We start from the raw sequence: 13505 nt of genomic DNA on the forward strand, positions 1-13505 counted from the left end.
TCAGTCTCCCGCATTCGGAGTCGTCGCACCTGCGTTCCCGCCAGCCGGCGGCGGCGACATCTGCTGCAGGAAATACTGCTCCCACTGCCGCAGCCGCACGTACTGGTCGTAGAGACCGCGACGCACTTCCGCCGCCCGGGAACGCGTGACCGCATCCGTGGTCGGATCAGCGACGACGGCGTCGAGCTGGTGGATGTCCAGCGCGTTGTGGTGCTGCCAATGCATGCCCATCGCGACGTCGCGGTCCCGCAGTCGGGCCGCATTCGTCTGGGTCAAGTACGCGTCACGGACCGCCGCGCCCTCTTCGAGCCGCATCGAGGTCTTCAGGATCCGCTCGGTGGGCTCGAGATCGTCGACCCGGAGCACAGTGATACCGAGGCCGGGGTCTCCGGACGACGGGTTGAAGTCCATCTGCGCGAGATAGGCCGAGGCGTCGATGATGTTCGACTGCCCGTCGTAGAACTTGAGCCCGTCGGCCTCCCTGACGATCGTGAAGATGTGGCCACCACCGCTCGTGTACATGCCGCCGATGAAGCCGCGTGCACCGATCTCCCAGTCGGCGGTGAGATGCGCGAGCGCCTCATCGACCGTGTTCCCGTGCCCGGCCAGCGGCTCGAACTCGCGAGTCGTTCCATCGGCCTGCTGCCAGTCGCGCGCGATCGCGAACGGACCCCGCATCTCGGGGACGGGCCTGCCCGGCGCAGTCGGGCTCGCCTCGACGTCATAACCCCGGAGCCGGAGCTCGAGTGCGTTGACCACGAAGTGGCAGTTGAACCTATAGCGAGCGTTGAGTCGAAAACCCTGGTTGACGGCGGCGACGCTCGCCGCGGCCGATTCGGGGCCGCGCCAGGCGTACGCGTTGTCGAGGATCGCGTGGCGCCCGTGGCGGGCCGCGGCCGTCGGGTCGGCCGCATCGTCGCCATCGCCGGCGTCGTCGGAGAGCACGTCCGAAGCTGCCGCGTCGTCGACCGGAGCGTGCGCCTCCGAATCGGCCGACTGCTCGGGCGAGACCGGCTCCGATTCGGGCGACTGGTCAGCCCCGGTCTGCTCCGATTCGGGCGACTCCGCCGAGGCGGTCTCGCTCGAGTGAGAGGCCCTGGCCTCTCCGGGCACGGCGCCCGCGTGGCTGGGGTCTCCACCTTCACCGGTCGTCGCCGCCGGGCTCCCGGCACCCAGTCCGGCCGCGGGCGTCGTCGGCGCGGTCAGGGGCGAGGAGGTGCCCGCCCTCGTCGACGGGGCCGTCGTCGGGTTCGAACCGCTCGAGGCGGTCGTCGCCGGGTTCGCCGTCGAGGGAGAGGCGGTCGGGGAGGTCGGTGCCGACGGGCCGGAACCCGCAGCAGCGGTGGGAGCCGACGAGCCCGCCGCCGTGCCAGGCGCGGGCGTTGCAGGAGAAGCCGCTGTCGTCGGGGTCGCCGGCGCGCTGGCGGCCGCCGGAGCCGACGTGGTCGACGCACCCGTCGACCCGCTCGCCGGCGCCGGAGCGCCCGGCCCGCCCGGAGCAGCGGCGCTCGGAGTCGCACCGCTCGTCGTCGCCGGGCCGGTGATCGGTCGGGCTCCCGTCAGCGTCGCCTGCGTCGCGGTCGCGTTCGGGGTCGAGAGGGCATCGGTCGCACCCAGGTGCACGTTCATGTGGACGTGCGCGAGGAGCTTCGGGTCGACCTCGACGTACACCCCGAGGACATCCGAGGTGAGGTCCGCGATTCGCCGACCGCTCCATGCGCCGCCGAGCGAACTGTTCACCGGGGAGTCGCCCGCACCGTCGAATCGGTTGGCGCGACCGCCGGCCGACTGGTCGGGGCCGTGCAGCACCGCGGGATTGGTGAACGGCACCCCGAGCTTCTTCAGCGCCTTGATCGCGCGGCCCTGCTGGCTCTGGGCGACGCGGTTCTCGCGACGATAGAACTCGACGTTGTGACGCCATTCGGCGACCGTGAGCTGGTTCAGCCCCTGTTGCTGCAGGCCGACCTGCCGCTGGAACTCCGCCCAGTCGTGATCCGGGTTCGTCCGGGTGAAGGCGTCGACGTCGATCGGCGTGCTCAACGCGTATGTGCCATCGGCGTTCCTGACGATGGGCGAGTCGGCCTCGGCGGCGAGGGCGTCGAGTTGGGCACGGATCTCGGGCGTGAGCTCCGAGATGTCGTAGCCGTTGTAGGTCCTGCCCGGTCCGTCCGAGCCGTCGGAGGCGTGATCAGGGCCGACCGTCGCCTTGCTGGACCACCCGCGCTGCGGCTCATCGGCCGCCGCGTCGGAGTCGGTTCCGGTCGTGCTCGGCGCCGAGTCGGCGGCGCTTCCCGTCGACGGGTCGGCGACGGTCGCCGGAGCGGCCGACGCCGGTGCCGGCGCGTCGGGCGTCGACGCCGCTGCATCCGGACCCGCCGGGGTCGCGTTGGGCGTCGTGCCGTCGGGGTTCGTGACGAGCTCGGGCTGGATCGAGGCATCCCAGTTCGTGGCGTCGGGTTCGGCCGGCGGCCACGGAGTGCGGGTCCCGGTCTGCGCATCGAGTGCCCACACGGTGTCGCCGTCGAAGTAGGCGTTGAACCAGTGGCCGTCGCCGGTCGACCGGTCGATGCCGACCACGCAGTGCGAGCCCGGTCCCATCGCGGTCAGCGTGGATGCGATCTGGTCGGGCGTCATCGGCGTCTGCGGGTTTCCGGTGCGTGCCTCCATCTGCGCGACGTCGAGCGTGCCGGTGGACGCCTCGACGCTCGACGAGCCGTTCAGGAAGTCGTTGAGGTTCGACGACGTGTTGCCGCAGTTGGTGGCGTAGCCGTTCGCGGGGTCGGACGGGTCGAAGTTCGGGTTGATCGACTGCAGCGCCGCATCGATCTCCTCGACGCTGCGCGTGGTCGTGTTGTTCGCAGCGGGATCCTTCGCGGGCGGTGTCTGCCCATCGCCGGCGCCCTGGTTGGCGCCGTCGCCCTGACCCGTCGACGACGAGCCGTTCGTCGGCGCGTCGGCGGAGGGCGTTCCGGACTGGCCGGCTGCAGCCGGCGTCGAGCCGTTCGGGGCCGGGGCCGCGGGCGCCGAACCGCCGGGCGTGTGCGACGGGAGGAAGGACGGCTTGAATGCGAGTGCCGCGGCGCCTGCCGCGACGGCCGCGCCGCCGGCCGCCGCAGCGTCCTCGACATCGAGGCCGTCGGTGTCGATGCCGTCGTTCGCATCGGCATCGGATGCCGCATCTGAACCGGCCTCGTCAGCGGGCGAATTCGCCTCGGGGCCGGCATCGGTCACTGCATCGGCGGACGCCGCGATGTCGGCGTCGGTCGGGGCCGCGGTTCCCGCGTCCACCGCGTGAGCCGCCGCCTGCGCGTCGGCCGGCTGCGACTCGACCGCGGGACCATCGGCGTGCGTCGGGGCGTCCGCGTGCGTCGGGGCGTCGGCATGGGTTGGAGCATCCGCCGTGGGAGCATCCGCATGCGTCGGAGCGTCGGCCTGCGTCGGAACATCGGCCTGCGTCGGGGCATCGGCATGCGTCTGGGCATCCGCCGTGGGAGCATCCGCATGCGTCGGGGCATCCGCCGTGGGAGCATCCGCATGCGTCGGGGCATCCGCCTGCGACGGGGCATCCGCATGGGTCGGGGCATCCGCCGTAGGAGCATCCACGTGCGTCGGAACATCGGCCTGCGACGGGGCATCCGCATGGGTCGGAGCATCGGCGTGGCTCGGGGCGTCTGCCGCAGGAGCATCAGCGTGCGACGGAGTATCTGCAGCCGGGGCATCCGCAGTCGGAGCATCCGCAGCAGGAGCATCAGCGTGCGTCGGGGCATCCGCAGTCGGGGCGTCCGCAGTCGGGGCATCCGCTCCGGAGCCGCCGTTGCTCAAGTCGACACCGCTCGAGTCGACCGCGCTCGGCAGATCGATCGAACCGCCGCCGTCACCGCCGGTGCCGCCACCGCCGTCACCGGAACCGGGAGTCGGCGCGTCATTGGACACGTCGACCGATCCACCACCGCCGGACGTGTTCGACCCACCGCCACCGGTGCCCGGGGTCGGCGCATCGTTCGAGATGTCCACCGAGCCACCGCCGCCGGGAGCGCCCGCATTCGCGCTGGTGCCCGTTCCCGACGGGATGCCGCTCGTGTCGATGTCGGTCCCGGCACCGCCAGGACCCCCCGAACCGCCCGGACCACCCGGTGTCGAAGGCCCGTGCCCGCCGCCCGGACGACCAGCCAACGCGCCACCCAGCAACGCTCCCGCCGCCATCGCCGACAACGGCTGGAACGGTTGACCGGACAGGCCCGACTCCGCCAGGCCCGACGCGAGCCCATCGACCGCACCGCCACCGGTCTCGACCGCGATATGCGTCACCCGCTGCATCGCACCCGGGTTCACGCCACCGGTCAGCCGGCCGCCCGCACCCGAGAATCCTGCACCCGCGGCTCCGCCCACAGCCGAGGACAGCGCCGCGTTCAACACGTTCTGCGGCTGGTAGTTCGGATCCAACGCACCACGCACCGAGTTGAACGACACCGTCGTGATACCACTCGCCAGACCCGCGGAGATCGACTCACGAGCCACCCGGATGCCGCCACGGATCGCCATACGCGCCGCACGCAACGCCATCATGATCAGCGTGCGCAGCTTGCGGCACAACGTCGCGATCTTGATCGCCCACCGCGTCACGGTCAACATGATCTTCGCCGCCATCGCCGCCGCACCCGCACCGAAGGTGACCATGCCGAGCAGAGCGCCGACACCGATCTCGATCGCGATCTCGACCGCCATCTGCGCGATGAACCAGCCGATCTCCTCCCACGCCTTGTCGACCGCGTCGATCATGCCCCGCGCGAACCCGGCCATCGAGTCCGCCGAATCGGCGACCTTGCCGAACGAGGACCCCAGCGACCGCTGGCACGAGAGCATGCTCGACTTCTGCGGCAACGTCATCGACGACACGCTCGTGAAGGCGCCATCGACGCGGGACTGCGCCCGCGTCATCGCACCCGACAACTCACTCCACGCCGACTCCGCGTTCGAGAGCTTGCCCCGATCCGCCGACGGCAGCATCACGCCGAGCATCGCCAGCGCATCCTTCAGGAAATCGCCGAACTCCCCCAACGGACCCTCGGGACCCTTGCCGAGCGACGTCGGCACCGACGCCGACGGCGGCACGATCGACGGCGTCTCCTCAGGAATCCCCGACGACGCCGCAGGCTTGAACGCCCCCACCAACTGCGCACCGTCATACGCACGACCCGTGTTACCCAACGCGGCATCCACGATCCGCAACGCATTCGCCATGCCCAACGCCGACTTCATCACATCGACCGAATACTGGTCGTACCCCGGCTCGCCATCCTGCCCGTGCGCGAACACCTCAGCCGACTCATCATCACCGGCCATCCCACCCGTGCCACCCAACGCAGACTCGCACGCCCGAACCGCAGACGACACCGACTGCGCGATCGAGAACAGGGCGGTGCCATCCGCGGCAAGCCGCGCCGCGTCGAGCTGAATGTGCGACATGAAACTCCCGAGCTCATGGTGGGTGGTGAGGTTCCGACTGTTTCAGGGAACCATATGGACCGCGTCCTCGCCATGGGGAGGACTCTCCATGCGCCGGCGTCCTTCGCGCGGCAACGTCTCGAGGAATGGTATCCCCACCGGTCGACGCCACGTCACGTCACGGCCGCGCGAATCACGCGGTCGGTACGACCTCGACGCCCTGGACCTCGGTGAGCTCATTCCACGGCACGGATGCCTCGTAGACGCCCGCGTCGGTCTTGGTCAGGCGCGACGCCTCAGCCTGCAGGACGTCACCGCCGAGATAGACCAACTGCGCCGTGACGCCGCCGTTGCCGTCGAAACGGTCGATGATCTGGAACGGCATGCCATTCCATGAACAGGTGAACCGGACCGCGGACACTGCGGTGACCTCGTCGGACTCGACTCGCGCCCCCCACAGGCCCCGTCGCGACCGGGTCATCCCCGGCAGTTCCTCGAACGAGGCGATCGCCGTGCGACCGTCGGCCAGTCGGTCGGCGAACACCCGGTGCGAGTTCCAGTCACCGAAGACGTTCAGGACCGGAGACGGCGCACGCCGACCCTCGGGCTCGAACGCGTACTCGCCCACCGTCTGCCATCCGCTCGCGACATCGGGGAACACGGCGACGAGCTCCTCGTGCGCGTCGGCATACACGCGCCAGACCTCCGCACCGGCCGGAATCCGGGTCGGATGCAGCCACCACAACGGCACGATGCGTTCGGGGACCCCGGTGACGAACCCGTTTCCCGAGAAAGGCGGGTGGTCGATGAAGCGCCCACCGGTCAGCTGCGCTTCATGGGGGCTCGTGCCGCCCGTCGCGTTCTCGAGCTGGAGGAACGGGGTCACCGGGATCCGCACGACATCGAGAAATGGGAACGTCGGCGACAGCGGCGACCCCGGGAACCCGAGCCCGTGCAGACGGTGGATCTTCTCGGGCGTATCAGCCCAGACCGCGTCTTCGGCGCGTACCACGTACCCGCAGACGACCTCGTCGCCGAAACTCAGCCACGCGCGCTCCCGCGCGGGAAGAACTGCCTTCTGCACGAACTGCGTCAACGTTCGCCGCCCTTCTGGATCGACCTCACATTACCGAGCACTGTCGCCGCTACCGAGTCGACGGAATGATCGGATGCTGCGTGATCTCCTGCGTGAAATCGGTGACCTCCGACAACGGCACGTCGCCGTCGACACCGTACCCGTACGGATGCCACACGTCCCTCGCCTCGAAACCCGGAAGCGCAGCCGCCCACTCGTACTCATCACCGGCATACTCGAGTGCGGCGCTCGCGCCCGGCGCGGACATCTCAACCCATCCGTATCGCTGCCCGTCCGGGAACATCGTCGCCATCAGTCTGCCCCGACGCCCCGAGTACGAGACGAAACTCCGCGTCGCGATCAACCGCGCCAAGTCTTCGACACGCAACTTCACGGTACCGGCCACATTCGCCGCCTCTCGGAGCCAGCCCATCGCGGAAAGCTGCTGCGGCGTCGAATACAACTCGAGCGTGCCGTCCGTGCCCGGCATGCTGCTCCGAAACCACTCCCCACGCCACTCGGCATAGGGGCCGCCCGAACGCACCCAGTCAGGACCAGGACGCCCCCACTCATCAGGCCACTCAGACGACACGGACCGCCGGCTCACTCTGCACTCGGCCGCGGTGACGTCCCGACCGGATACTCGGTGATCTCCTGCGTGAAGTCGGTGACCTCCGACAACGGCACACGTCCCCGAACGCCATAGCCGTACGAATCCCGCACGTCCCTCGCCTCGAAACCCGGAAGCGCAGCCGCCCACTCGTACTCATCACCGGCATACTCGAGTGCGGCGCTCGCGCCCGGCGCGGACATCTCAACCCATCCGTATCGCTGCCCGTCCGGGAACATCGTCGCCATCAGTCTGCCCCGACGCCCCGAGTACGAGACGAAACTCCGCGTCGCGATCAACCGCGCCAAGTCTTCGACACGCAACTTCACGGTACCGGCCACATTCGCCGCCTCTGGGAGCCAGTCCATCGCGGAAAGCTGCTGCGGCGTCGAATACAACTCGAGCGTGCCGTCCGTGCCCGGCATGCTGCTCCGAAACCACTCCCCACGCCACTCGGCATAGGGGCCGCCCGAACGCACCCAGTCAGGACCAGGACGCCCCCACTCATCAGGCCACTCAGACGACACGGACCCAGACCCCTCCGGAGAAGACACCGATCAACGTCTCCGTTCCATCCGGCTCGACGCGCCAGAGCTCCGATCCCGGCCGGAAGGCGTTCTCCACCTTGTTCTCGAGATGGTACTCGGGAACGATCTCCTTGCCGCCCTTGCCCACGAACCCGTTGCCGAGATACGGGTTCAAGCCGCCGGGCGCATCCATTTTGCCAGGGTGATATCGATCAGGCTCACCGGCTTGGTCACCGAGATGCTTCATCGGCACCTGCGGGTCTATTTCTGCGGTCTTCTCGAACCGAACCGCGAGCATCGGCTTGGCCGAACCATCAGGATTCATGAAGTCGTGATTGGCTGTCGGTTTGCCCGTCGCGTCGAGACCATAGTCGAGGCCGATGCCGTGCAGCAGGTCGTCGGGCGTCTCCAGACGCTGCGTGTCAGCAGCACGTGCGACGAACCCCGACACCTCGGCGCGAAAGTCGTTGTTTGGATCGAACATGCCCTGCTCGTGCTTGATCGCCAACACCTTCTGCATCGTCTCGCCATCGCGGATGGGCGGCACGCTGTCGCGAATCCGCACGAGCGCCTGCGCCTGATCGGGCGTGAGCTGGTCGACCGGAGTCTTGTAGATCAGGTCGTGCGCCTCCTGGATCGAGAGCCCTTCGCGAGCCGCCGCCGCCTCGACGGCCGCCTCGGCATCAGGGCTGGCCGCTATCTGCGCACGTGAGCTCCGGACGTCGTGCGTCGTTCCATCGGCGAGGGTGACCGTGTGCGGCGAGACATCCGACGCCGGCGCGCCGCCCGAGTCAACGAGGTACGCCTCGGGGGGAGCAGAGGACGGCGAAGGCTCGGCCGGAGCATCCGGAGTCGGGGTACCCGAGTGAGCAGGTGCGTCCGTTTTCGGGGCGTCCGGCGTCGGCGCCTCGGCGTGCGTCGGAGCATCCGTGTCAGTCGGGGCATCCGCCGCTGACGCATCCGCATGCGTCGAGGCGTCAGCGGCCGGTACGTCAGCGCCTTGCGTGGGCACATCCGCGCTCAGCGCTCCAGCCGCCGTCGGAGCTTCAGCGGGTGGAGCGTCCGCATTCGGGGCATCCGCTGCAGGAGCATCGGCGGTCGGGGCATCCGCTGCAGGAACGTTCGCGGTGGACCCGTCACGCAGATCCACACCACCGGAATCAACCGCACCGGGCAGGTCGACCGAACCACCACCATCACCAGCACCCGCGACATCGGGGCCGCCAGCGCTCGGGGTCGGTGCGTCGTTGGACACGTCGACCTGGCCACCGCCACCGGACGTGCTCGACCCACCGCCTCCGGAGCCCGTCGTCGGGGCGTCGTTCGAGATGCCCACCGCACCACTGCCGCCGGGAGTACCCCCGTTCGCATTCGTGCCGGTGCCCGACGGGACGCCGCTCGTGTCGATGTCGTGCAACGCCACGGGGCTGCTCGAACCGCCCGGTGCCGAGGGCGCAGACGGCGATGAAGGTGAATGCGCCCCGCCTGGTCGGCCCGACAGGGCTCCGCCGAGCAACGCGCCCGCGGCCATCGCCGACAACGGTTCGAACGCCTGACCGGACAACGCCGAGCCCGCCAGTCCTTCGCCGAGGCCGTCGATCGCACCGCCACCGACCTCGGCCGCGAAATGCGTGACCTGCTGCATGCCACCGGAAGGCACGCTGCTCGTCAACCGACCTGCCGCACCCGAGAACGTTCCGCCTGTCGCACCGCCGGCCGCGGCCGACAGCGCCGCGTTCAACACGTTCTGCGGCTGGTAGTTCGGATCCAACGCACCACGCACCGAGTTGAACGACACCGTCGTGATACCACTCGCCAGACCCGCGGAGATCGACTCACGAGCCACCCGGATGCCGCCACGGATCGCCATACGCGCCGCACGCAACGCCATCATGATCAGCGTGCGCAGCTTGCGGCACAACGTCGCGATCTTGATCGCCCACCGCGTCACGGTCAACATGATCTTCGCCGCCATCGCCGCCGCACCCGCACCGAAGGTGACCATGCCGAGCAGAGCGCCGACACCGATCTCGATCGCGATCTCGACCGCCATCTGCGCGATGAACCAGCCGATCTCCTCCCACGCCTTGTCGACCGCGTCGATCATGCCCCGCGCGAACCCGGCCATCGAGTCCGCCGAATCGGCGACCTTGCCGAACGAGGACCCCAGCGACCGCTGGCACGAGAGCATGCTCGACTTCTGCGGCAACGTCATCGACGACACGCTCGTGAAGGCGCCATCGACGCGGGACTGCGCCCGCGTCATCGCACCCGACAACTCACTCCACGCCGACTCCGCGTTCGAGAGCTTGCCCCGATCCGCCGACGGCAGCATCACGCCGAGCATCGCCAGCGCATCCTTCAGGAAATCGCCGAACTCCCCCAACGGACCCTCGGGACCCTTGCCGAGCGACGTCGGCACCGACGCCGACGGCGGCACGATCGACGGCGTCTCCTCAGGAATCCCCGACGACGCCGCAGGCTTGAACGCCCCTACCAACTGCGCACCGTCATACGCACGACCCGTGTTGCCCAACGCGGCATCCACGATCCGCAACGCATTCGCCATGCCCAGCGCCGACTTCATCACATCGACCGAATACTGGTCGTACCCCGGCTCGCCATCCTGCCCGTGCGCGAACACCTCAGCCGACTCATCATCACCGGCCATCCCACCCGTGCCACCCAACGCAGACTCGCACGCCCGAACCGCAGACGACACCGACTGCGCGATCGAGAACAGGGCGGTGCCGTCGTTCGAGAGGCGAGCAGCGTCGAGTTGGAGGTGGGGCATCGATGAATCTCCGGGCATCAGGCCGGCGCGGCCGGTCGAGGAACGCCTCGACCGGCCGCGCCGGGAAAGAGAATGCTCAGGCGCTGAGACCCGAGGCGAGCTTGCTCCAGGACTCGTCGAGCGATTCGATCGTCTCGGTGTAGGCCTTGTGCGCGCCGTCGACCTGGTCTTGAAGCCCCTCGGCCGCCTGGGACATGGCCTCGGCACCGAGCTGCCACTTCTCGAACATGCTGATGAAGTTGCTCATCGCCGGACCCTGCCATTCGGCCGGCAGCATGTAGGCGAACCCGCTCGCCCCCTGCTTCAGCGCCGTGCAGTACGTCACGAGTTCGCCGAGCATGTCGGCGAGCGCCTTGAGGTCGGCCGTGTCGGCCTGCTGCTCAGACATCGTTCTCCCCTGTCGCGTTCTCGGATGACGCGTCGATGACGGGCACCTCGCCGATCTGAACCGGCGCCACGCCGTCGACCTGCGCCGGCTCGCCGTCTTCGCCGACGCGGAAGACGCCGTCGCCGATCGAGTCGTCGTCGCCGTCGCGGTCGCTGTCGCCGGCACCGCCGCCGGTCGCCTGGCCGGTGCTCTTGCGAGCCCCGAGCATGCCGCCGCCGTACAGCTCGGCCTCGCCGTCGCCGGCGTAGTCGCGGCCGAAGAACTCGGCCATGTCCTCGGCGCGTTCCTCGCCTCGCTCGACGCTCGCCCCGAGCTTGCCCGAGTTCGACCGCATCGCGGCGACGGCGGGCGCACGGCCGTTGAACGAGCGCTGTACGCCGGATTCGTTCTGCGTGTACGACCCGTCAGCGGCGATGAGACCGGACTGCAGCGCCGCGAGCGACTGGCGCACGAACCCGGCCGTGGTCATGAACGTCGCCCACCCCTCGGCGAAGCTCTCGGCATCCTCGCCCTTCCAGGTGACGTCGACGGTGCCCTTGACCTGCGCGTCGACCGTCGACAGGTTGGTGTCGAACGTCGACAGCACGGTGCCGAGCAGCGCCGCCACCTCGCTCAGCGCGGTCGCGCGGACTCTGAATGAGACCACCAGGTTCCCTTTCCACCGGATGAGCGCCGGGGCGTGTCGGCCCCGGCGCTCGTGTCAGACGATGTCAGCCGTTGAACGTGCCGGCGATCGCGTTCTCGCTGTCCTCGTAGGACAGTGCGGCCTGGTTGAGCAGGTCGCTGATGCCCTGGAGGGACTCCTTGAGCTGCAGGCCAGCCTGGTCCCACTGCGAGTAGAGCTCGTTGAAGCTCTGCGACGCCGTGCCCGACCAGTCGCCGGAGATGAGTCCCTCGACGAGCGACTTCAGGTTCGACAGCTGCGACTCGATGGACTGCGAACCGCTCGAGAGCTGCCCGGCGACGCCGGCGAGCGAGTCGGACGTGACGCGGATCTCCGCCATGATTTTCCTCCGTTGAGTGGATGCCTCGGTTGAGCCGGGAATGGAGGCCCGCTCCGAATCCCCGTGCGTCGAACACGTTACCGGCTACACCACCGGATTCCGATGGGCAGGACTCCCCGTGCTCCGAGTGGGTACAGTCGAGGCGTCCCCCATCTCCTGACGGAAAGGCCACTCGTGCGCCCCGACGACGCCACTCTCGCCGCTCGCCCCCAACTGTTCCGCTACGCGCGTTCCACGGTTCCGACCACCGTCTTCGCGATCCTGTCGGTGCTCGCGCTCGTCGGCCTCGTGCTCGTCCTCGCGAACTTCGAGGCGATCCGCGACGATGCGAGCGACATGACCGGGCGGCGCTCGGGCCTTCGCGGCATCGTGGCACCGGCTCTCGTCCTGGTCACGGCCTTCTTCACGGTGGCGTTCGCGTGGGTGGCGATCGGTGGTTCGCATCGGTGGGAGCGTGTCGAGACCGGCACCAGGCTGAAGCCGCGATACTTCTTCGTCGCAGGCGGCCCCGACGTCGCCGACGCCCTGCACGCGCGCTTCGCGACGGGCGACCCCGCGCAGTATCTCCCCGTTCCGAACCACAAGAAGGGCGGCATCCGCGTGGCCGTCTACCGGGCGGATGCCGATCGACTGGCGTACGTCACCATCCAGAACGGCAAGGGGTCGCAAGCCCCCTCGTGGCCGCTCATCACGATGCGCGACCGGGCGTTCGTCGACCTGAAGCGCCTCGCTCCCGAGGACTTCTCGCGGCGCGCGGGCGGCGCCGGCACGATCGACCCCACGCTGCTCGGCTGATGACGTTCGACGCGACACCCGATCAGGCGGGGTTCCAGGCCCTCGTCGACCCGGTGAAGGCGAACTCGGCACGGAGCTGGAACACCGGATTCATCACGACGGGCGCGCTGCTCGTCGCCGCGGCCGCGGTGGGCATCGCCGTCATGCTCGCGACCGGATTCGGGTCCTGGTTCACGATCACGCTCGTCGTCGTGTTCGGCCTGCTCAGCATCTCGCTCATCGTGACGAGCGTGCTCCGAGGACGCATCCTCCGACTCCTCGCCGGCGACGGTGCCGTCGCGTGCTCGGTCTCCGAGAGCGGCGTGGCCCTCGCGAACTCGCCCTTCATCCCGTGGTCCGACGTCGTCTTCATCGGAGTGCTCAACGACCGGGCGCGCACCGCCCGGCTTCGCTCGGTCCCGGTGTTCGGCTGGTTCGGCTCCCTCGCCCTGAAGGCCGGAAACGGCACCATCCTCTGCGAGATCGCGGTGCGCGACGGCGAGGCGCTGCGCGCGGGATTCCCCGACCGGGGCGCCGCGAAGCGCGTCAGCCTGTACGGGCGGTGGGCCGACGGGCTGCGTCGGGGACTGCTGCCGCTCCTGCTCGACTCCGTGCTGTCGGAGGAGACCGTGCAGGCCGTCGTGCGGGTGCTCTTCGCCGAGGCGCAGGCCCGCGGCATCCCGCACGCGATGCACGAGTCGACCTTCGGCTTCATGAAGTGGAAGGGGCCGCTCCTCGATCCGGACTGGCCCGCGGAGCTCGGCTGAGTCCGATCTGCTGAGCCCGAGCGCGACTGGGCCCAAGCGCTGCTGAGCGGGGAACCGCTCGGGCCCGAGCCGGACTGGGCGGCGGCCGGATCCCGACGCGTCCGGCCGCGCGCCGCGATGG

The 13505-nt window shown here is 69.3% G+C and carries 10 protein-coding genes; 2 read left to right on the plus strand and 8 right to left on the minus strand.

What is annotated here, in order from left to right; genetic code table 11:
- The 8 genes from ACR3IO_RS01065 to ACR3IO_RS01100 form a co-directional block, all read right to left on the minus strand.
- The gene (locus ACR3IO_RS01065) at positions 1–5241 is read right to left on the minus strand and encodes a toxin glutamine deamidase domain-containing protein (RefSeq protein ID WP_434069310.1); all 5241 of its coding nucleotides are present in this window, start codon (positions 5239–5241) and stop codon (positions 1–3) included.
- Positions 5242–5638: 397 nt separating this feature from the next.
- Positions 5639–6529: a hypothetical protein gene (locus tag ACR3IO_RS01070; RefSeq protein ID WP_434069311.1), complete on the minus strand. Its 891-nt coding sequence runs from the start codon at positions 6527–6529 to the stop codon at positions 5639–5641.
- 61 nt (positions 6530–6590) lie between these two features.
- A complete protein-coding gene (locus ACR3IO_RS01075) occupies positions 6591–7010 on the minus strand; it encodes a hypothetical protein (RefSeq protein WP_434069312.1) in 420 nt (139 codons plus the stop codon).
- A gap of 113 nt (positions 7011–7123) precedes the next feature.
- Positions 7124–7555 (minus strand): hypothetical protein, encoded by a 432-nt coding sequence (locus tag ACR3IO_RS01080; protein WP_434069313.1) that lies wholly within the window; start codon positions 7553–7555, stop codon positions 7124–7126.
- Between the two features lie 91 nt (positions 7556–7646).
- Positions 7647–10451 (minus strand): hypothetical protein, encoded by a 2805-nt coding sequence (locus tag ACR3IO_RS01085; protein WP_434069314.1) that lies wholly within the window; start codon positions 10449–10451, stop codon positions 7647–7649.
- A gap of 76 nt (positions 10452–10527) precedes the next feature.
- Complete coding sequence (locus ACR3IO_RS01090) at positions 10528–10839, minus strand: WXG100 family type VII secretion target (RefSeq protein WP_434069315.1); 312 nt, start codon at positions 10837–10839, stop codon at positions 10528–10530.
- The gene (locus ACR3IO_RS01095; protein WP_434069316.1) at positions 10832–11485 is read right to left on the minus strand and encodes a WXG100 family type VII secretion target; all 654 of its coding nucleotides are present in this window, start codon (positions 11483–11485) and stop codon (positions 10832–10834) included. Before ACR3IO_RS01095 ends, ACR3IO_RS01090 begins: the two co-directional genes overlap by 8 nt.
- 64 nt (positions 11486–11549) lie before the next feature.
- Positions 11550–11843: a WXG100 family type VII secretion target gene (locus ACR3IO_RS01100; protein ID WP_056010942.1), complete on the minus strand. Its 294-nt coding sequence runs from the start codon at positions 11841–11843 to the stop codon at positions 11550–11552.
- Positions 11844–12017: 174 nt separating this feature from the next.
- Here ACR3IO_RS01100 and ACR3IO_RS01105 point away from each other — a divergent pair, with 174 nt between their 5' ends.
- On the plus strand, positions 12018–12638 hold the full coding sequence (locus ACR3IO_RS01105; RefSeq protein ID WP_434069317.1) for a hypothetical protein: 621 nt from the start codon (positions 12018–12020) through the stop codon (positions 12636–12638).
- Positions 12638–13384, plus strand: coding sequence for a hypothetical protein (locus ACR3IO_RS01110; RefSeq protein WP_434069318.1), 747 nt, complete (start codon positions 12638–12640; stop codon positions 13382–13384). Before ACR3IO_RS01105 ends, ACR3IO_RS01110 begins: the two co-directional genes overlap by 1 nt.
- Positions 13385–13505 lie beyond the last annotated feature (121 nt).

Origin of the sequence: Agromyces sp. Marseille-Q5079 (assembly GCF_051016555.1) — a bacterium.
GTDB lineage: Bacteria > Actinomycetota > Actinomycetes > Actinomycetales > Microbacteriaceae > Agromyces.

Excerpts from the sequence above, each read along its gene's own strand:
- ACR3IO_RS01065 (WP_434069310.1), bottom strand. The coding sequence starts at position 5,241 with ATGGCGAATGCGTTGCGGATCGTGGATGCCGCGTTGGGTAACACGGGT.
- ACR3IO_RS01075 (WP_434069312.1), bottom strand. The coding sequence starts at position 7,010 with ATGCCGGGCACGGACGGCACGCTCGAGTTGTATTCGACGCCGCAGCAG.
- ACR3IO_RS01080 (WP_434069313.1), bottom strand. The coding sequence starts at position 7,555 with ATGCCGGGCACGGACGGCACGCTCGAGTTGTATTCGACGCCGCAGCAG.
- ACR3IO_RS01085 (WP_434069314.1), bottom strand. The coding sequence starts at position 10,451 with ATGCCCCACCTCCAACTCGACGCTGCTCGCCTCTCGAACGACGGCACC.
- ACR3IO_RS01090 (WP_434069315.1), bottom strand. The coding sequence starts at position 10,839 with ATGTCTGAGCAGCAGGCCGACACGGCCGACCTCAAGGCGCTCGCCGAC.
- ACR3IO_RS01100 (WP_056010942.1), bottom strand. The coding sequence starts at position 11,843 with ATGGCGGAGATCCGCGTCACGTCCGACTCGCTCGCCGGCGTCGCCGGG.
- ACR3IO_RS01110 (WP_434069318.1), top strand. The coding sequence starts at position 12,638 with ATGACGTTCGACGCGACACCCGATCAGGCGGGGTTCCAGGCCCTCGTC.